Source organism: Vandammella animalimorsus, from assembly GCF_002285285.1.
In the GTDB taxonomy this organism is placed as follows: domain Bacteria; phylum Pseudomonadota; class Gammaproteobacteria; order Burkholderiales; family Burkholderiaceae_C; genus Lampropedia; species Lampropedia animalimorsus.
Genome location: NZ_NSJF01000004.1, coordinates 115,473 through 135,638, shown reverse-complemented (window position 1 = coordinate 135,638; position 20,166 = coordinate 115,473). Strand labels below are relative to the sequence as shown.

At 62.0% G+C, this 20,166-nt stretch carries 15 protein-coding genes; 9 read left to right on the top strand and 6 right to left on the bottom strand.

Features of this window, described 5'->3' with window-relative positions:
- The first annotated feature begins 20 nt into the window (after positions 1-20).
- Together CK620_RS08910 and CK620_RS08905 are read left to right on the top strand one after the other, a co-directional pair.
- Positions 21-1,046: an L-threonylcarbamoyladenylate synthase gene (locus CK620_RS08910; protein ID WP_095550011.1), complete on the top strand. Its 1,026-nt coding sequence runs from the start codon at positions 21-23 to the stop codon at positions 1,044-1,046.
- A 299-nt stretch (positions 1,047-1,345) separates the two neighbouring features.
- Complete coding sequence (locus CK620_RS08905) at positions 1,346-2,308, top strand: SGNH/GDSL hydrolase family protein (protein WP_095550122.1); 963 nt, start codon at positions 1,346-1,348, stop codon at positions 2,306-2,308.
- Positions 2,309-2,415: 107 nt separating this feature from the next.
- Here the strand turns inward: CK620_RS08905 and corA are convergent, their stop codons facing one another.
- From corA to CK620_RS08885, 4 genes are all read right to left on the bottom strand, one after another.
- The gene (gene corA, locus CK620_RS08900) at positions 2,416-3,399 is read right to left on the bottom strand and encodes a magnesium/cobalt transporter CorA (RefSeq protein WP_095550010.1); all 984 of its coding nucleotides are present in this window, start codon (positions 3,397-3,399) and stop codon (positions 2,416-2,418) included.
- A gap of 258 nt (positions 3,400-3,657) precedes the next feature.
- The gene (locus CK620_RS14075; RefSeq protein ID WP_179290610.1) at positions 3,658-4,140 is read right to left on the bottom strand and encodes a uracil-DNA glycosylase family protein; all 483 of its coding nucleotides are present in this window, start codon (positions 4,138-4,140) and stop codon (positions 3,658-3,660) included.
- Positions 4,141-4,687: 547 nt separating this feature from the next.
- Positions 4,688-5,212, bottom strand: coding sequence for a ribosomal protein S18-alanine N-acetyltransferase (rimI, locus tag CK620_RS08890; protein WP_238946078.1), 525 nt, complete (start codon positions 5,210-5,212; stop codon positions 4,688-4,690).
- Positions 5,212-6,129, bottom strand: a complete 918-nt coding sequence (locus tag CK620_RS08885; protein WP_095550008.1) for a peptidoglycan DD-metalloendopeptidase family protein — start codon at positions 6,127-6,129, stop codon at positions 5,212-5,214. The genes rimI and CK620_RS08885 overlap by 1 nt, the downstream gene beginning before the upstream one ends.
- 332 nt (positions 6,130-6,461) lie before the next feature.
- Between CK620_RS08885 and pilB the strand changes: the two genes are divergently transcribed.
- From pilB to CK620_RS08870, 3 genes are read left to right on the top strand one after another with little or no spacing between them, the layout of a single operon-like run.
- Positions 6,462-8,192, top strand: a complete 1,731-nt coding sequence (gene pilB / locus CK620_RS08880) for a type IV-A pilus assembly ATPase PilB (RefSeq protein ID WP_095550007.1) — start codon at positions 6,462-6,464, stop codon at positions 8,190-8,192.
- 30 nt (positions 8,193-8,222) lie between these two features.
- A complete protein-coding gene (locus CK620_RS08875; RefSeq protein ID WP_095550006.1) occupies positions 8,223-9,464 on the top strand; it encodes a type II secretion system F family protein in 1,242 nt (413 codons plus the stop codon).
- The gene (locus CK620_RS08870; protein ID WP_095550005.1) at positions 9,464-10,342 is read left to right on the top strand and encodes a prepilin peptidase; all 879 of its coding nucleotides are present in this window, start codon (positions 9,464-9,466) and stop codon (positions 10,340-10,342) included. Before CK620_RS08875 ends, CK620_RS08870 begins: the two co-directional genes overlap by 1 nt.
- 215 nt (positions 10,343-10,557) lie before the next feature.
- On the opposite strand, the gene CK620_RS08865 is transcribed toward CK620_RS08870, so the two are convergent.
- Positions 10,558-11,547, bottom strand: coding sequence for a Bug family tripartite tricarboxylate transporter substrate binding protein (locus CK620_RS08865; RefSeq protein WP_095550004.1), 990 nt, complete (start codon positions 11,545-11,547; stop codon positions 10,558-10,560).
- A 110-nt stretch (positions 11,548-11,657) separates the two neighbouring features.
- Positions 11,658-12,881: a CaiB/BaiF CoA transferase family protein gene (locus CK620_RS08860; protein ID WP_095550120.1), complete on the bottom strand. Its 1,224-nt coding sequence runs from the start codon at positions 12,879-12,881 to the stop codon at positions 11,658-11,660.
- 603 nt (positions 12,882-13,484) lie between these two features.
- On the opposite strand from CK620_RS08860, the gene yajC reads away from it, so the two are divergent.
- From yajC to CK620_RS08840, 4 genes are all read left to right on the top strand, one after another.
- Positions 13,485-13,826, top strand: coding sequence for a preprotein translocase subunit YajC (yajC, locus tag CK620_RS08855; protein WP_095539810.1), 342 nt, complete (start codon positions 13,485-13,487; stop codon positions 13,824-13,826).
- A gap of 257 nt (positions 13,827-14,083) precedes the next feature.
- On the top strand, positions 14,084-16,024 hold the full coding sequence (gene secD / locus CK620_RS08850; protein WP_095550003.1) for a protein translocase subunit SecD: 1,941 nt from the start codon (positions 14,084-14,086) through the stop codon (positions 16,022-16,024).
- A 13-nt stretch (positions 16,025-16,037) separates the two neighbouring features.
- Entirely contained in the window at positions 16,038-16,988 is a 951-nt protein-coding gene (secF, locus tag CK620_RS08845) for a protein translocase subunit SecF (protein ID WP_095550002.1), read from the top strand.
- Between the two features lie 134 nt (positions 16,989-17,122).
- Positions 17,123-19,870: a DUF1631 family protein gene (locus CK620_RS08840; RefSeq protein ID WP_095550001.1), complete on the top strand. Its 2,748-nt coding sequence runs from the start codon at positions 17,123-17,125 to the stop codon at positions 19,868-19,870.
- The last annotated feature ends 296 nt before the right edge of the window (positions 19,871-20,166 follow it).

Sequence of the window (20,166 nt, the reverse complement as noted above, 5' to 3'; positions counted from 1 at the left end):
CGCCGCCGCCCCCGCCTGCCATGATCCTGCCGCCCAGCGAATCCGCCATCGCCCAAGCCATTGCTGCGTTGCAGCAAGGCCAGTTGCTGGGGCTGCCGACCGAGACGGTGTATGGCCTGGCTGCCGATGCCTGCCAGGATCAGGCCGTGCAGCAGATTTTCTTGCGCAAAGGCCGGCCGGCGCAGCACCCGCTGATCGTGCATGTGGCCGATGCGGCTGCTGCCGAATACTTTGCCGCAGCCGTCCCGGACTTCGCCCGCGCGCTGATGGCCGCTTTCTGGCCCGGCCCGCTGACGCTGATCCTGCCGCGGCGCCCGGGCGTGGCCGAGCGCGCCGCGGGCGGCCATGCCACGATCGGGCTGCGCTGTCCGGCCCATCCGGTGGCGCGCCAAGTGCTGCAACAAGGGCTGCAGGCCGACCCACCGATCCGTGGCCTGGCCGCGCCCAGCGCCAACCGCTTTGGGCGCGTCAGCCCGACCCAGGCTGAGCACGTCATCGAGGAGCTGGCCGGCAGCGGCCAGGGCGATTTGCTGGTGCTCGATGGCGGCGCCTGCGAAATCGGCATCGAATCCACCATCGTCGATTGCAGCCGTGGCCAGCCCGTGCTGCTGCGCCCCGGTCACGTACAGGCGCAGGACATCGCCCGCGTCACTGGCCTGCCCGTGGGCCGCAGCGGCGCAGCGCGTGATGCCCAAGATGACGGCGCGCCGCAGGCGCCAGGCACGCTCAGCGCCCACTATGCCCCCAATGCCACGGTGCGGCTGATGGATGCCAGCGCCATCCAGACGGCGCTGGGCATTCTGGGCGCGCAAGGCAAGCACATTGCCGTGTATGCGCGCACGCCCATGCACAGCCCATCGCGTGACATCGTGCTGCGGCGCATGCCGGCCACGCCGCAGGCCACCGCACAGGAGCTGTTCCAGGTGCTGCGCAGCTTTGATGTCCAGGGCGTGAAGCTCATTTGGATCGAGACCGTGCCCGATGAGCCGGCCTGGGATGGTGTGCGCGACCGGATCGAGCGCGCGGCGGCCAGCGCCAGCGGATAAACTAGCGCGCTGTTGTGCCTTCGTTCTTGGCTCCGTTGCGACGGTTTTGGAAAAGCGGCGGCCGCCCGAAAGCAATGCGTGCGATGCGTTTGGCAATGCTGCGCTTTGTGCTTGGCAGGCGGGTGTGCTTTTCAGATCTGTGTTGTTGCGGGTCGAGAAAAATGGGCACAGGCTTTCGCCCGCCGGCCCATGCATGCCCGGGCCTGTGGGCCACCAGCGCTGCCCATGGCGATGCGCACGGTGCCTGCCCCATAGTGCCCGGCCGCGACGCTGGCCCAACGCAACCGGAGAACACCACCATGGCATACCAATGGCGCCGCTGCATCGCTCCGCTGGCAGCAGGCATTACCGCCGTCGCTTTGAGCGCCTGCGGCTCAAGCAGCACCGTCGAGTCGGCGCTCACCCCCAGCCGCATCATTGCGTTTGGCGATGGCCACAGCGACCTGGGCCAGAGAGGCTCGAGCTACACCGTCAATGGCACGGGGGGCATTTCGAACTGGAGCGAGCAGGTTGCACGCGACTACGGCTTGAGCCTGAAGCCTTCGGCGCAAGGCGGCCTGTCCTTTGCGCAAGGCAATGCGCGCGTCAGCGCCAAACCCGACGCCGCTGGCGAGGCCAGCACGCCGACGCTGGCCGAGCAGATTGACGCTTTCTTGGCCGCCCAGCAGTTTGGCCAGACCGATCTCGTGCTGGTCAGCGGCGGCACGGCCGACATCATCGTGCAGGCTCGTGCGGCGCTGGCGGGCCAGATCACGCGCGAGGCCGCGGGCCAGCAAGTGCGCCGCGCAGGCCAAGCCCTGACCGAGCAAGTGCAGCGCTTGCTGGCCAACGGGGCGCAGCATGTGGCCATCATCGGCAGTTACGACCTGGGCACCTCGGTGTGGGCGCGCAACCTGCAGGAGCAGGCGTTTCTGCGCGATCTGACGCGCCAGTTCAACGAGGGCTTCAAGGTCTCCATGCATGCGCAGGGTTTTGGCAATCGCGCGCTGTATGTGGATTTTGAGTACTACCTCAACAACATCACGACGGGCCCGCAGTATTTCGGCATCGAGCACATTGACCGTCCGGTGTGCACCTCGGTCGATGCCGGCGCCGGCATCGGCATTGGCGCAGGCCAGGTCAACTCCGCGCTGTGCAACAGCACGACGCTGGTCTCGCCCCAGGTCGAGCGTTATGGCTTTGCCGACGCCATTTACCTGACCCCCACGGTGCACCAGCAGTTTGGCAGCTGGGCTTACGGGCGTATCCGCGAGCGCTGGTGAGCGCGCTTGGGCGCGCAGGCCATGGCAACAAGGCCGGATGCCGATGAAAAAAGCCTGGGCGGCCGACAAGGCGCCCAGGCTTTTTGCCTAGAGCGTGTGATGCACTTTTATTTGAGCCAGCCCTTGCGGCGGAAGTACAGCATGGGCAGCGCGGCGCTGGCGATCATCAGCCCCAGCGCGAAGGGGTAGCCGTACTTCCAGCTCAGCTCGGGCATGAACTGGAAGTTCATGCCGTAGATGCTGGCAATCAGTGTGGGCGGCAGCAGGGCTACGCTGGCCACTGAGAACAGCTTGATGATCTTGTTCTGGTTGATGTTGATAAAGCCGACGGTGGCATCCATCAGGAAGTTGATCTTGTCGAACAGAAAGGCCGTGTGGTTGTCCAGCGATTCGATGTCGCGCAGGATCTGGCGCGCATCCTCGAACTGCTCTGCGCTGAGGATTTTGCTGCGCATGAGAAAGCTCACGGCGCGGCGCGTGTCCATCATGTTGCGGCGGATCTTGCCGTTCAAGTCCTCGTGGCGGGCGATGCTGCCCAGCACCTCGCCGGCCTGCTCGTCGTTGACCTCGCCCGAGAGGATGCGCTGGCTGGCCGCATCCAGCTCGTCGTAAATCCACTCCAGCGAATCGGCCGAATACTCCGCATCGGTGTCGAACAGGCTCAGCAGCACCTCTTTGCAGTCCTCGATCAGGCCGGGGATGCGCCGCGCGCGCAGACGAAAGAGGCGAAACACCGGCACGTCGTCCTCGCGGATGGAGAACAGCACGTTGTGGCTGCGCAGCTCGCGGTTCTGCAGATTCATGATGAAGGCCACGCGCACGTAGCGCGGCGAGTCGTCATCGATGAGAAAGTCGCTGCGAATGTGCAGCTCGCCGTTGTCTTCCTCGTAAAAGCGCGCCGATTCCTCGATGTCGTCATCCACCGCATCGTCCGGGATGTGCAATGAGAAATGCTGCTTGATCCAGAGCTTTTCTTCCTGCGTGGGCGATTCCATGTCCACCCAGACGGGCTGGAGCTGGGTCAGGTCATGCAGGGTTTCGATGTCCTTTTGCACCAGGCGGCCATTGACCAGGACGAAGACATTGAGCATCGGGGCGCTCCATTGCGGCGTGACGGGTTGCGGGAAAGGGGCGAAGAGGGGCTGGGGCGGCTTTCAGCGCCTGCCACCATGGCCCCCGGGCAATTTCCCGGACAGGCACGGCCTGGGCGCTGAAAGCTAGCGACTCGGGTCGGCTTCCATCGAGGACTCCAATTCAATGGCGCTACAAAACGGCATGGGTTTGCGACACATGCCATGGCAAAGGGTGTTGCGCTGCAACAGGCAATTATGGCACTGGAGGCAGGCCCCTTAGCTCGGCTCCTGTGTCTGCAGCAGTTGCATGGCGCCTTGCAGATCGCGCCAGGCATCGCGCTTGGCGTGGGCGGCGCGCAGCAGGTAGGCAGGGCTGTAGCTGACCACCAATGCCGTGCCGCCGAACTGGTGTTGGGTTTTGCGCAGCGCCCCCAGCGGCAGTGATTCGCCCAGCAGGTGCTGGGCGCTGTCGCGGCCCAGGGCCAGGATGAGGGCCGGGCGCTGCTGCGCCAGCCAGGCCTGAAGGGACCAGTCTTGCCCCTGCCGGGGCTGGTCGTCTGCAGGGCGCTGCGCCCAGCTGCACCACAGCCCTGGGCTGTGCGCCAGGCCCATGGCGCGCACCATGTTGTGTAGCAGCAGTAGCGCGGCGTCGTGCTCAGGCCCTAGTGGGCGCAAATCGTCCACGACCAGCAGGCAGTTGCTGGCATGGACGGCTTGGTGGCTTTCGGGCGGGAACAGTGGCGCAGCAGGCGTCAGCACTGTGGTGCTTAGGGGGCTGGCAGAGGCCGTGGCCGGAGGCCGGGCTTGGGGCGCTGCGGTAGCCCGCGCAAGAGGGGGACGGCCTGGGCGAGTGGGGCCGGACAGTGCGCCGTGAGGGGCATTACCCGGCGCCGTGGGTCGATTGCGCGCGGCCATGGTCGGTTCAGCAGCGGCCGCAGGCATGTCGCTGGGCCTGTGCGGAACGGCATTTGCCGGGGGGCGATCTGTTGTAGGCGCATGCGGTGCCGGCCCGAGCCACCATGGATCGGCCCCCATGGCCTGCAGCATGGCGTGGCGTCGGGCATCCAGCCAGGGGGGGCTGGCGCTGTCGGAGCGGCTGAGCATGGCCTAGAGCAAAGGAAAAGGAGCAATGGGGCAGGGCGGCTGAAGCTGGCGGTGATTGTAAGAGCCTGTTCGAAGGCTCTGCATGGCAGGCAATGAAGCGGATTGGGGGTGGTTTGCAGCGCCCGCAAAGCCTATCTCAAACCACTTCTTGCTCGCTCCGGCCTAGCCTTTGAGCAGGCCCCAAGTCTTGGCGAAGCGCTGCTCAATCGCATCCAGCCGCAGCGGCGGGCGCAATGGCCAAGGACTTGCACATCACGATGGCGTGCTCGCGCTGCTGGCCGTCGAGCGGGTAATAGTGCTTGCGCACGGCGATGGTCTGGTAGCCGGCCGCCACATAAACGTCCTGGGCGCGGGCATTGCTTTGTCGCACTTCCAGCCACAGCTGGGTGGCCTGCTGTTTCAGCGCCCAGAATTCCAGCGCCTGCAGCAGCAATTGGCCCAGTCCCATGCCGCGGCAGGCTGGGGCAACGGTGATGTTGAGCAGGTGGGCCTCGTCCACCCCAGGCATGGCCACCAGATAGCCCAGCAGGCGCTGCTCTTGCCACAGGCAAGGCATGAAAAAACCTGCAGTGATGGAGTCTGCGAAGTTGCCTCGGCTCCAGGGATGGCTGTGACTGGCCTCTTCGATGGGCAGTACGGCATCCAGATCGTCTAGGGCCATGGCGCGCCAGTGGCAGTCGGCCACTGGCGAGGGGGTGGTCATGGGGTCTGTGGCGGCAGAGGGCATTACGGTTTGCGCTCCAGTACCAAGAGCGGATCCAGGCGCACGTCGAACCAGTTCATGCCCCAGTGCAGATGCGGCCCGGTGGCGCGCCCGGTGGCGCCGACGGCGGCGATGATCTGCCCTTGTTCGACGCGCTGGCCGACCTGCACGTCGATACGCGAGAGGTGCAGGAAATTGGAGCTGATGCCAAAGCCATGGTCGATGAGCAGCGTGCCGCCAGTCAGAAACAGATTGGGGTTGGCAAAGGTGACAATACCGCCAGCGGGCGCTTTGACCGGTGTGCCGGTGGGGGCGGCGATGTCCATGCCCGAGTGACCGCTGCCACTGGGAATGCCGTTGTAGACGCGCGCATTGCCGAAGCGCCCGCTGATGCGCCCCTTGACGGGCCAGATGAAGGGCTGGGCAAAGTCAGCGCGGTCGTCGTCACGTTGGCGCGCGGCAGTGACCTGGGCCTGCTCGCGTTTGATGCGCTCGGCAAGCTCCCCCTTTGGGCTGGCCGTTTTGGGCGGCACGCCCTTGACGTATTCAGTGGGCCAGTCGCGCGGCGTGACCTGGACCGTGGCCGTCAGCTGGCGGCCGTCGGGCGTTCGCACCTGCACAATCGCTGGGCCTGGCTCATTGCGGCCCACGCCGAATACGACCGTGCCATAGCCGGTCGTACGCAACACCCGGCCCCGGTATTGCACATGGCTGTCAACTGGCACGCGCCCAATCACCATGGAGCCTTGCTGAACGCTGGCGGGAAAGCGCAGCACCCCTGTGCCTGTGGCTGTGGAAGGCGTTTGCGCCAGCGCTGCGCCGCCCAATAGTGGCACTGCAAGCAGCCAGGCAGTGAGCCAGCGGCGCGGGCGTGGCGGGGCGGCGACAGCGTAGCGCTGCAAGCGAGGAATCAATGAGGGGATGTGGCGCAGGAGCAGCATATGAAAGGTAGGCGTATGGGTGACGGTCGGCAACACGCTCTAGTGTAGGCAGGTCCTCTGGACTGTATGCGCTGTCTTGATTGTGGCTGCTTGGCGGTGATGGCTTCTTTACTGGCCCATGGGCCGATCAAGCGCACAACATGCGTTCATCAGTCTGATGAACAGATGGGCAAACCTGCTGAAAAACAACAGGATAGGAATAGTTAACGTTTACTGGGGATTACCCTGGAATAAACGTAACCACTTGTACAGAAATCCGATACACTGCACAAGCTAATGTGCTTGTTGCTGCCGCATTTTCACTTTCAAACCCCACACCGTGTCGCTGACAAATGGCCACTGAAGATCTCACCAAAAAAGCCACTGCCGAACTGGTCGTGCCCAGCGTTGCCAGGGCATTTCTGGTTGCCAAGCAGCTGACGCAGGAGCAGGTGGATGCCACGCTGCAGCGGGCTCGCAACGAAGGGCGGGACTTTCTCAGCGCATTGGTCGAAGGCAATGTCCTGTCCGCTACACAGGCGGCCAAAACCATTTCGGATGTTTTTGCCGTGCCCTACATCGACCTGGGAGCTGTCGATGCCATGCGTTTGCCAGCCGATCTGTTGGATTTGAAGCTATGCCTGTCCTACAAAGTGGTTGTGCTGGGCAAGCGCCAGAACCGGCTGATCGTCGCCAGCGCCGACCCCAGCAATCGCGATACGGCGGAGAAGCTGAAGTTTGCCACCCAGGCCTCCATCGAGTGGCTGGTGGCGGCGCACGACAAGGTCGCAGCCTTGCTCGATGAGCTGGCCAAGGCCAATGCCCTCGATGGGCAGTCTTCGGATTTCCAGTTCGATGAGCTCGATGGCATCGTAGAGGAGGTGTCAGATGATGACGCTGGCGATGCCTCCAGCGATGCCGATGATGCGCCGGTGGTGCGGTTTTTGCAGAAAATGATCATTGATGCCTACCGTCTGGGGGCTTCAGACTTGCATTTCGAGCCGTATGAATTCAATTATCGTGTGCGTTTTCGCATTGACGGTGAGTTGCGTGAATATGCTGCACCGCCTGTTTCCATCAAGGAGCGCCTGGCATCTCGAATTAAAGTGATCTCCCGATTGGATATCGCCGAGAAACGCATCCCGCAGGATGGTCGCACCAAAATGCGCATTGGCGGAAAATCCATCGATTTTCGTGTCAGTACTTTGCCTACATTGTTTGGCGAGAAAATCGTCATTCGTATTCTGGATTCCAGTAATGCAAAAATTGGTATTGATGCGCTGGGCTACGAACCGATTGAGAAGGAGCGTCTGCTCACGGCCATTGAGCGTCCATATGGCATGGTGCTGGTGACTGGGCCAACGGGCTCGGGTAAAACGGTGTCCTTGTACACCTGTCTGAATCTGTTGAACAAACCAGGGGTGAATATTTCCACGGCTGAGGACCCCTCGGAAATCAACCTGCCGGGCGTGAATCAGGTCAACGTCAATGAAAAGGCTGGCTTGACGTTTGCTGCAGCCCTGAAATCGTTTTTGCGCCAGGATCCCGACATCATCATGGTGGGTGAGATCCGTGATCTGGAAACGGCGGACATCGCCATCAAGGCCGCCCAAACTGGGCATTTGGTTTTGTCCACGCTGCACACCAACGATGCCCCGACCACATTGACTCGCTTGCGCAACATGGGGATTGCTCCTTTCAATATTGCTTCCAGCGTGATTCTGATCACTGCGCAGCGCCTGGCGCGTCGTCTTTGTAATCAGTGCAAGGAAGAGACCGATATCCCAGTGGATGCTTTGATCGATGCGGGCTTTAATTACGATGATCTGGATGGCTCCTGGGTCCCTTATAAGCCAGTGGGTTGCTCGGCGTGCAACAACGGCTACAAAGGTCGAGTGGGTATTTATCAGGTGATGCCCATCAGTGAGGAAATCCAGCGCATTATCCTCAATGATGGTTCCGCAATCGAAATTCAGGAGCAGGCTGAAAAAGAAGGCGTGCGCACACTTCGCCAGTCAGGGCTGCAAAAAGTCAAGCTGGGCGTGACTTCCTTGGAAGAAGTGCTGGCTGTGACCAACGAATAATTCTCTGCATAACAACGAGGGCTAGAAATCATGGCAACCACTACTGCGGCAGCAAGCAAGGGAAAAACCAAAAACGCTACCAAGACATTTCTTTATGAATGGGAGGGCAAGGATCGCAATGCCCGCTTGGTGCGCGGGGAGATGACGGCCGCAGGTGAGAACCAGGTGAGAGCCACCTTGCGTCGTCAAGGGATTTTTGCGACCAAGATCAAGAAGCGCCGCATGAAATCCGGCAAGAAGATCAAGGGCCGTGATATTGCTGTTTTCACACGTCAATTGGCTACCATGATGCGCGCTGGCGTGCCGCTGCTGCAGTCCTTCGATATTGTGGCGAGAGGCAACCCCAATCCCAATGTCACTCGTCTGCTCAACAACATCAAGGCTGATGTGGAAAGTGGTAGCCCGCTGAGTGCGGCATTCAGAAAATATCCTCTTTATTTTGATAATCTCTACTGCAACTTGGTGGAGGCAGGTGAGGCAGCAGGTATTCTCGAAGATCTGCTCGATCGTTTGGCTACCTACATGGAAAAGATGGAGGCGGTCAAATCCAAGGTGAAATCAGCGCTGATGTACCCTATAGCAGTGCTGGTGGTCGCAGCAGTGGTGTTGACGGTGATCATGATTTGGGTGATTCCGGCTTTCAAGGAAGTTTTCACCAATTTTGGTGCCGATTTGCCGGCTCCAACCCTGATTGTGATGGCTATCAGTGATTTTGTTGTGCAATGGTTTTGGTTGATTGCCATCGTAATTGGGGCGGGAAGCTATTTCGCCTATCAGGCCTGGCGCCGCAATGAGAAAGTGCAGATATTCGTCGATCGCACTTTGCTGAAGCTGCCCATCTTTGGTGAACTGGTGAACATGTCCAGTATTGCGCGCTGGACTCGCACACTGTCGACCATGTTTGCGGCTGGGGTGCCTCTGGTGGAATCGCTGGATGCCGTGGGGGGCGCATCGGGTAATTATGTGTATCGCAAGGCTACGGAAGATATCCAGAAAGAAGTGGCGACGGGCACTAGCCTGACAGCGGCCATGACGAACGCCAATGTGTTCCCGTCCATGGTGCTGCAAATGACGGCCATTGGCGAGGAGTCGGGCTCGCTGGATCATATGCTGTCCAAGGCGGCCGATTATTACGAGGCCGAGGTGGACACCAAGGTGGAGGGCCTGTCCTCTTTGATGGAACCCATCATCATCGTGGTGCTGGGTACCTTGATTGGCGGCATTGTGGTGGCCATGTATTTGCCAATCTTCAAGCTGGGGCAGGTGGTTTGATGGCTTTGGATGCTTGGGCGGCGGCACTGATTTTTGCCCTGCTGGGTTTGCTCATCGGCAGTTTTCTCAATGTGGTGGTGTACCGACTGCCTGTCATGCTGCAGCGTGCCTGGCGGCATGACAGCGTGGCTTTTCTGCGCGAGCAGGGAATTGAGTTGCCCGATGATGCTGCTGGGGAGACGACGCCATTCAATCTGGTGACGCCGCGTTCGCGTTGCCGGGCTTGCGGACACCCTGTTTCTGCACTGGAAAATGTTCCGGTGCTGAGCTATTTAGTGCTGCGCGGGCGTTGCAAGGCATGCCAGACACCGATTGGTCTGCGTTATCCACTGGTAGAGCTGGCGACGGCGGCTGCGTTTGCATTTTGTGGCCATCAATGGGGCATGAGCTGGACGGCTGCGGCCTGGGCGTTTTTCTGTGCAGTCTTGATTGCGCTGATCCTGATCGACTGGGACACAACCTTACTGCCAGACACCCTGACGCTGCCATTGTTGTGGGCGGGATTGATGGCATCTTGGGTGGGGCTGATTGCCGTGCCGCTGCGTCAATCGGTGCTTGGGGCGGCAGTGGGGTATTTGTCGCTTTGGTCGGTCGCCATGTTGTTTAAGCTGGTGACCAAGAAAGAGGGGATGGGCCACGGCGACTTCAAGCTGCTGGCTGCCATGGGTGCTTGGCTGGGGGCTGGAGCGGTGTTGCCCATTGTGCTGGCCTCGTCCTTGTTGGGCGCTGTGGTGGGCTTGGTGCTCAAAGCGCGTCAAGGCCTGCGTGAAGGTGGCTATATCCCTTATGGCCCTTTCTTGGGGGGCGCAGGCCTGCTGATTTTGGTATGCACGCCAGAGCGTGTGAATGGCTGGCTGAACCGGCTGCTGGGTTTCTAAAAGGCTTTTTGCAGGGATATGGCCTGAAAAAAGATGGCTTTGGGTGCGTCTTTGCACCCAAAGCCATCGTTTTTTGGTCTGTGCTGGTACAGCTTGAGTGACTGCTCTGTGAATGCAGTGCACTGGCCGACTGTCGAAGCAAGCTGACCCTGTTGCAGGGGGCAAGCCTTGGCAACGTCATAGGGCGCTCTGGCTTGACCCCTTGTCCGCTGATGTCACTGGGCCGTGATACTTGCTGATTTGACGATGTCGGCCCAGGCGGCGTAATCGTTTTGTACCCGTTGGGCAAAAGCAGCGGGGGCGCTGAAATCGGCTTTGGCCCCTTGCTGGAGAGCGCTTTGCGCAAACGTGGGTTCGGACACTACCTGTTCGATGCTGGCGACCAGCTTGTCGATCACGGGCTGTGGCGTGCCCGCTGGCGCGAATACCCCAAACCATGAGGAGGCGTTCACGCCTGGGTAGCCTGCTTCTGCCGTGGTCGGCGCATTGGGCAGGCTGGGCAGGCGCTCACTGCCGGTCACGGCCAGTACCCGCAGGCGGCCCGATTGCACATGCGGCACGAAAGGAGGTGCTGTACCAAAGGTCAGATCCACCTGGCCGCCCAGCAGGTCCTGCAAGGCCGGGCCCGTGCCCTTGTAAGGCACATGCACCATCTGGATGCCGGCCTGTTGCTCCAACTGCATGCCGGTGACGTGTTGCAATGAGCCATTGCCAGAGGATGCGTAGTTGAGCTTGCCTGGGTTGGCCTTGGCATAGGCAATGAGCTCCTGCAGGCTCTTGACCGGCAGATCAGCGCGCACCACGACGATTTGCGGCGCTGCCAGCACGCTGGCCACGGGGATGAAGTCGCTTTGTTGCCATTGCGGCGCTGCGGTCACGTGCGGGGTGATGACGTGAAAGCCCGAATACTGCATCAACAGTGTGTAACCATCGGCCGCAGCGCGGCGCACCAGATTGGCAGCAATGGCGCCACTGCCACCAGCCTTGTTGTCGACCACCACGGATTGCCCCAACACTTGGCCCAGTGGCTGGGCCAGCATGCGGCCGGCCAGATCAGTGGTGCCGCCGGGGGATGCGGGCACCACCAGCGTGATGGGTTGACGGCTTGGATAGTCCTGCGCCCAGACTTGGCCCAGCGTGGCCAGGCCCAGCGCAGCGCCGGCCAGCAGCCAGCGGCTGGCAGCTGTTGTTGTGGAAGAGATCATGCGGTGTCTCCTTGCATAGTGTGAACAGGCCCTAGAAAAGTCGGGGCCAGAGCGATGATGCCTTGCCAGGGCGTGCGCTGCGGCATGGCTGGCCGCGTCGGCGGCGGTGTTTATTGCACGATGCCCTTTTCCCGCAGCGCGGTGCACTGCTGGGGCGTTAGGCCCAGTTCGCGCAGCACGGCGTCGGTGTCGTCGCCCAGCTTTGGCGCGCTGTGGCGGATGCCGCCGGGCGTGGCTGAGAGTTTGGGCACGATACCGGGCACTGTCAGCGTGTAGCCATCGCGCGTGGTCTGCTCCAGCAGCATGTCGCGCGCTCGGTAGTGCGGGTCCTCGGCAATGTCGCGGGCGGTGTAGACCTTGCCGGCTGGCACCTGGGCGGCCTCCAGCGCCTGCAGGACTTCGGCCACGCTGCGCATCGTTGTCCAGGCGCCGATGGCCTCGTCGATCTCGGCCACGCGCGCTACGCGCCCGGCGTTGTGCGCCAGTGCGGCATCCTCGCTCAGATCGCTGCGGCCGATGGCCTGCATCAGGCGTTTGAAGATGCTGTCGCCATTGCCGGCCACCAGCACCCAGCCATCGCGGCAGGGGTAGGCATTTGATGGCGCAATGCCGGGCAGTGCGCTGCCGGCGGCTTCGCGTACAGCGCCGAACACGCTGTACTCGGGGATCAGGCTTTCCATGCAGTTGAACACGGCTTCGTGCAGCGCCACGTCAATGACTTGGCCTGGGCCGCCATGGACCTTGTGGTGGTAGAGCGCCAGCAGAACGCCAATGGTGCCGTGCAGCGCGGCCAGCGTATCGCCGATGGAGATGCCGCAGCGCACCGGCACGCGACCGGGCTCGCCCGTGAGCTGGCGCAGCCCGCCCATGGATTCGCCGATCACGCCAAAGCCAGGTCGGTCGCGGTAAGGCCCGCTTTGCCCATAGCCGGAGATGCGCAAAATTACCAGCCCAGGGTTGAGTGCGTGCAACTGCTCGGGCGCCATGCCCCAGCCCTCCAGCGTGCCTGGACGGAAGTTCTCGATCAGCACATCGGCTTCGGCAATCAGGCGGCGGGCGATGTCCTGCCCCTCGGGTTGGCGCAGATCCAGCGCCAGCGAACGCTTGTTGCGCGACTGCACCTGCCACCAGACGGATGTGCCGTCCTTGATCAAGCGCCAATTGCGCAAGGGGTCGCCACTGCCGGGGGGCTCGATCTTGATGACCTCTGCGCCAAAATCGCCCAGCGTCTTGCCGCAAAATGGCCCGGCGATGAGCTGGCCCATTTCAACGACGCGCACGCCGCGCAAAACGGCTGGCGTGTCGGCGCTCTCGCTTTGCTTGCTTGTTCGCATGGTGTTGTTCTCTTTCGATGCCTGTGGGCCACTGCCGCATGTCATCACTGCTTTGTAGCCGGGGCAGGCCGTGCAAAGCGGCGCATTATCAAACATCTGTCAGGCACCCTGGCGGGCCTGTGTGCCTGCCGCGCTGCCATCGCCAATGGCCATGGCAGGCATGCCCTGCCGCGCATGGGCGTGCCTTGCATAAGGGCCTGCATGTGGGGCCAGCCCCTCTGAGCGGCCTGCCCATTGCCCCAGTGTGCTGGCGCATACAATGGCGGGTTTTGGGCAGAGTGGCTGTGGCAGCTGTGGCTTGCACACCTGGGCGATCGGAGTGCGAGGAGTGCGGGCGCTGTGCCGTGCGACGGCCTGTGCAGGCACTCCATGGCTGCGGAGTCGGCCCCGCCTGCTGCCTCCTTCCAGAGCTGCAGTGCACATGACGCGCCGATTCGGGCCGCCTTTTTCTTGCACTGTCGATGTGCGCGGCTTGCATTTTCTGCTGCGGCCCTGCATGTGGCTTGTCTGTCCAAGGCGCGTCGGGCCTGCCCCTGGCACAGCGGGGCGTAGGTATTGGCGCCCGCAGGTTTGTTTTTTGGCTGTTTTTTGGAGTTTGTTGCCATGATTTCTGTTGCTTTCGCTCAAACGGCCCCTGCGGTGGCTCCTGCCGCAGGCGGTCAGTCTCTGCTGTCGGGCATCCTGCCTTTGGTGCTGATGTTCGTGGTGCTGTACTTCATCATGATTCGCCCGCAGATGAAGCGCCAGAAAGAGCACCGCGCGATGATCGACGCGCTGGCCAAGGGCGATGAGGTGACTACCGCTGGGGGCATCGTCGGTCGCGTCAGCCGCCTGAGCGATCAATGGATTCACCTGGAGGTGGCCCAGGGCGTGGAAATCCAAGTGCAGCGCTCTGCCGTGGGTCAGGTGCTGCCCAAGGGCACCTGGGACAAGAACGCCGCATAAGAACCTGTTCACGATCTGCGGCGCAATTGGGCAATGAGGCGGTTTTTGGATGGGCTGCAAGGCGCCATCCTCATATGTGCTGATGCTGGGCTTCAGTGAATCGGCGAGGTTTTGCGGGTGTACAGACCGCGCCCAACCGCCCCATTGCGCACCGTGCAGAGATTGTGACCAGCCTCTTGGAGCCGACACACTGCGCGCTAGGCGATGGGTGCATGTTTGGCGCCCTGCAGCGTCTGTGACTTGGATATAGGACGATCATGAACCGCTATCCCTTATGGAAATACGCAATCATGGCGATTGCGTTGGTCGTTGGGCTGCTCTACACACTGCCCAACATTTTTGGTGAGGACTACGCCGTCCAGGTCGCTTCGTTGCGTGATGACATGCCCGTTGACGATGCGCTGCAGGCGCGCGTGCTCAACGTGCTGCAAAAGCACCAGATTGAGCCCAAGAGCATGGAGCGCGACGCCCAATCGCTGCGCGTGCGCCTGCATACGCAGGATGCGCAAGTGCCGGCGCGCGATGCCATTGCCGCGGCCCTGGTGCCCGATGAGAACCAGCCGGCCTATTCGGTGGCGTTGAACCTGCTCTCGCGCACGCCGGCCTGGCTGCAGGCGATCAATGCCAAGCCGATGTACTTGGGCCTGGATTTGCGCGGCGGGGTGCACTTCACGCTGCAGGTGGACATGGACGGGGCGCTGGTGCAGCGCAGCGAGGCCTTGCTCAGCGGTCTGCGCACGGCCTTGCGTGAGCGCAACATCCGCCATGGCGGCCTGCGTCGCGATGGCCAGGCCATCGACATCACGCTGCGCAATCCGCAGGATGGCGAGTTGATCCGCAATATCGTGGCCGACCATTTCCGTGATCTGATGCCCGATGCCGTGGCCTCCAGCGATACCAAGCTGCGCCTGGTGTTCGCACCCGAGGCCGTCAAGCACATCCAGGAGCAGGCCCTCAAGCAGAACATCACCACGCTGCACAACCGCGTCAACGAGCTGGGCGTGGCCGAACCGGTGATTCAGCAGGAAGGCAGCAGCCGCATCGTGGTGCAGCTGCCGGGCGTGCAGGACGTGGCCCAGGCCAAGCGCATGATTGGCCGCACGGCCACGCTGCAGGTGCGCATGGTGGACGAGTCCACCGAAGGCCGCGCGGCCGAAAGCGGCTCTGGGCCGGTGCCGTTTGGCTCTGAGGTTTTCAACGATGCCCAGGGTCAGCGCGTCATCGTGCAGCGCCAGGTCGTGCTCACCGGCGAGAACCTCATCGATGCCCAGCCGGGCTTTGACACCCAGCGCGGCAATATGCCAGTGGTCAATCTGGAGTTCGACGGGCCGGGAGCGCGCATCTTCCGCGATGTCTCGCGCGAGAACGTGGGCAAGCGCATGGCCATCATCCTGTTCGAGCGCGGCCGGGGCACGGTCGTGACCGCGCCGGTGATCCGCCAGGAAATCGCAGGCGGGCGCGTGCAGATCTCCGGCTCCATGACCACACGCGAGGCCAACGAGGTGGCCGTGCTGCTGCGTTCGGGTGCGTTGGCGGCGCCAATGGAGATCATCGAGGAATACACCATCGGCCCCAGCCTGGGGCAGGAGAACATCGAGCGCGGCCAGAAAAGCGTGCTGTGGGGCATGCTGCTGATCGTGGCCTTCATGTGTGCCTACTACATGATGTTTGGCGTGTTCTCGTCATTGTCTCTGGCGGTCAACATCCTGTTGCTGCTGGCCGTGCTGTCCATGCTGCAAGCCACCTTGACGCTGCCGGGCATTGCCGCGATGGCCCTGGCACTGGGCGTGGCGATTGATTCGAATGTGCTGATCAATGAGCGTATCCGTGAGGAGCTGCGCGCCGGCGCCTCGCCGCAGGCGGCCATCCATGCCGGCTATGAGCGCGCCTGGGCGACGATTTTGGACTCCAACGTCACCACGCTGATTGCGGGCTTTGCGTTGCTGGCCTTCGGCCATGGCCCAGTGCGCGGCTTTGCCGTGGTGCACTGCATCGGCGTGCTCACCAGCATGTTCTCGGCGGTGTTCTTCTCGCGCGGTCTGGTCAACCTCTGGTATGGCCGGCGCAAGCGCCTGAAGTCCATCTCTATCGGCCAGGTCTGGCGACCCGAGGCGGATGCCTCTGCAGTGCCTGCCGCTAGTGCAGGCGCGGTGGCGCTGGCGTCGTCGGCCCCCAAGCAACCTGAACAGCGCGTCTGAGGGAGAGCGCAGCATGGAATTCTTCAAGATCAAACGGGACATCCCCTTCATGCGGCACGTGTTGGTGTTCAACGTCGTGTCCATCGTGCTGTTCGTGCTTTCGGTGTTTTTCCTGTTCACCAAGGGCTTGAACCTGTCCGTCGAGTTCACCGGCGGTACCGTAATGCAGGTGCAATATCCGCAGGCGGCCGACCTGGAGCAGGTGCGCTCCCGCGTGGGCGGCATGGGCTACAGCGATGTGCAGGTGCAGAACATTGGCACGGCGCGCGATGTGTTGATTCGCCTGCCGGTGCTGCCTGGCGCCAGCGCCGATCAGCAAAGCGCGCAAGTGCTGGCGGAGCTGCAAAAGACCGAACCAGGCGTGCAATTGCTGCGCAACGAATTCGTTGGCCCACAAATCGGCGACGAGCTCACCGAAAAGGGCCTGCTGGCGCTGCTGTTCGTGGCGCTGGGCATCACCATTTACCTGGCGCTGCGCTTTGAGTGGAAGTTCGGCCTGGCTGCCATCATTGCCAACCTGCATGACGTGGTGATCATCCTGGGCTTCTTCTCGTTTTTCCAGTGGGAGTTCTCGCTGGCTGTGTTGGCGGGCGTGCTGGCCGTCTTTGGCTATTCCGTCAACGAGGTGGTGGTGATCTTCGACCGGGTGCGAGAGATGTTCCGCAAACATCGCAAGATGACGACACAGCAGGTGCTGGACCACGCCATCACCAGCACCATGAGCCGCACGGTCATCACCCACGCCTCTACTGAGGCCATGGTGCTGTGCATGCTGTTCTTTGGCGGCCCCAGTCTGCATTACTTTGCGCTGGCCCTGACCATTGGCATCGTGTTTGGCGTGTACTCGTCGATCTTCGTTGGCTCTGGCTTGGTGCTGTGGATGGGCGTCAAGCGTGAAGATTTGATCAAGCCGGGCAAGAGTAGCGCCAATCCCAACGACCCCAATGCCGGCGCCGTGGTGTAAAGTCGCCACCACCCGTCTTGCCCCGCCAGGGATTTGTCCAAGATTTTTGGCTTTTTAGTGGCGGCAGTGAGTGGGGCGGGATTGCATGTACAGGGCAGTCGCAGCTGTCTTTGAACTTCCTGAGGGATCGTGGCATGGATACCCCCAATCCGAACGACTCCGAAACCCTGGCCAAAATGGCCAGGCAGCACTTCCTGCAAAGCCTGTGCACCAGCATTCCTGAGCTGGACCGGCTGGTGGTGCAGCGCTTCGAAGCCTTCAGCGACAGCGATTTCCGCGATCTGAACGCGCCCTCCGTGCCCATTCAGACCTGGTATCAGGACTATGTGCTGCAGCGGCGCAGCTGGGCGCAGGGCTTGTTGGACATCTGGCGCACGGCCTTTGCTGATCCCATACCAGTGAAAAAGCGCCGCTCACTGGAAGGCCTGGCCGACATTGATGATTTGCAGCTCATCAGCGACGACGCCATCGAAGGCTTGATTGCCTCTTCGCGCATGAGCATGCAGGTGGCCGAAAAGGTGGATCCAGGCTTTACTGAATTGCGCAAGCGCCTGCTGCAGCTGGAGTACCAGCGCCTGGATCCCAACGACCCGGTGCAGCCAACACAGGTGGCCGAGAACCTGGTTGATGCTTGGCGCCGTGCTGGCCTGCCCCAGGCCTGCTTCACCTGGGTCATGGAGGGCATCACAAAGGAATGGGCAGATCTGCTGCTGAAAGCCTATCAAGCGAGTAATGCATTTCTGGAAGAGAGAGGCATCAGCCCAAAGCCAACCTCTGCTCCTGCCCCCTTGCGGGATTCGGCCGCACTCAGAGGTCAGGAGCCTGTTGCCCCCCAACTCGCAGCCACTCCGACGCCAGTGGTCATGCCCATGGCGCCGGGCGCTGTCATGGTCAGTGCACCAGCCTCGCCGCACATGGTGCCTTCAGGGGCTATGGCGTATGCGCCAGGGATGGGCGCAGGCGGTATCGTGACCCAGGTTGTGGCGGGCGGCCAAGCCTTAGCTGCTGGCTCGGCCGTGGTTGCTGGCGAGGCAGCGCCAACGGCGGAGTTCTTGGCGCCGCAGATCCTCGTGCCCGGCGCTCCGCTGCCTGCGGGGCCGATGTTGCAAGCGCCGCAGGCGCGCTTTGGCCAACCGGCACTGCAGCAAGTGCAGGCTTTGCAGCACGATGTGCTCACGCGCATGGCCTACGTCGTTGGGGATGCGGTGCAGGCTTCACCTGGCGTGACGGCCAATGGCGATGTGCCGGAGACCCAACCGACCGTGTTGACGCCCCGGCTGATGCAAGTTATGCAGGTGCAGCAGGCCCAGGTCGTCGAGCAGCTCAAGGACGTGCAAGCACAGACTGCATTCCAGCAGTCCTCGCCTGAGGCCAGCGCCCAAGTGGCACAGTTGGCGCTGCAGCAGTCTCAGGTCATCAAGGAAGGGGCTGAGCAGCCCAACGAGAAAGCCACCATCGAGCTGGTGGCCTTGATGTTCCAGAGTGTGCTGTCCGAAGATCGCGTGCCATCGGCCGTGCGCGTACTGTTTGCCCGCTTGCAAGTGCCGGTGTTGCGCATCGCGCTGGCCGATCCGAGCTTTTTTACCGACATGGACCACACCGTGCGGCGGCTCATCGACCGCATGGGCAGTGCGGCCATGGGGTTTGACGGCGCTAACTTTCAGGGCAGTGCGTTGGAACAGGAGCTGCGCCGCATCGTGCAGACCATTGAGCAGTACCCGGACATGGGCGTGAAAGTGTTTCAGCTGGCTTTGACCGAGTTCGAGCGCTTTCTGCAGAAATTCCTCTCCGAGAACCAACTGGCTGGCAAGGCCATGTCCGTGGCGCAGCAGGTGGAGGAGAAGGAAACGCTGCTGGTCAAGTTCACCATTGAGCTGCGCAAGATGCTGCAGGACCTGCCCATCCGAGAGGAAGTGCGCAGCTTTCTCTTCAAGACCTGGGCCGAGGTGCTGGCTGTTTGCGCCGTGCGCGAAGGCGTCAAAGGTCAGGAAACCCTGCGCTTCAAGCGCGCGGCAGCCTTGCTGATGTGGGCCTGCAGTGCCAAATCCAGCAGAACCGAGCGCCGGCGCGTGGCACAGGCTCTGCCGGCGTTGCTGCAGCGACTGCGCCATGGCTTGACCTTGGTGGGGGTAGTGGATATGGCGCAGCAGGCCATGATTCAGCAAATCAATGCTTGGGTTCAAGAGGCCTTTCTTGCCCGCTCCAAGGCCATCCCTGCCGATCAGCTCAAGCAGGTATCGGCACGTCTGGAAAATCTGGAGAATTTCATTGGCCATGACGAGGTGGACGACATCCCCCTCAGCCGCGAGAACGTCGAGTTGATGCTGGGCGTGGAGTTGGCTGGCCTGATCGTGCTGGAGGAGCCGGCGCAGCGGCGAGCATTGAGTCCAGAAGTGCTCGAATGGGCGCGCACGCGCACAGTGGGTGAATACTTCGAACTGATGACACAGCGCACGCCGGATACAGACCCTGTGGCCGTGCGTATGCAATACGTCTGGCACAGCAAGCAAAGGCATCTGCATGTACTCCTGGCAGCCGATGGCCGAAGCTGTCTGCTGAAGCTTTGCACACTGGCTGCATATTTTGATGCGGGCCTTTTGGTGCCCATCGATCATGAAGGCCTGATGCTGCGCGCCACCCGCATTGCCTTGACGCAATACCAGCCGCCAGAAGATCTGCTGACGGTGCACTCCCCCCTGCCGCCCAAGGCTTTGCCGCAAGCGGCGGCTGCAACTGGGCTCAACGCATCAGGAAACCAGGACAGTCTTCTGGGCGCGCTGGAGGTGGATCTGAACACCCACTTCAGCGATGGTGGCGCACCAGGCGCCACGCGCGTGGTACCACTGGGCGGGCCCGTCATGGGCAGGGGCAAAACGCTCTAAGACCTGTTCAAGTTCGCGGTGCGAGTACACACAACAAAGCGGCTTGGGGTGGCCTGATAGAGGTGTAGAACACAGCAGGCGACGGGCCTGGCGAGGCTTGATGGGCGACGCAGGCTGTTCTCAAACAACTCCTACTGTATAGATGCGTTCATCAGATGAAAGCCCTAGTGGAATGTCAATTAATCGCAAAATAATTTAAAAAAAATGCAAACTACGGCCTCGCCACACTCCGTGGCTCCGCAGGTTGTGACGTACGCAGCCTGCAGGGACAGGGTGCCGGTGCCGTGGTTGGGCGC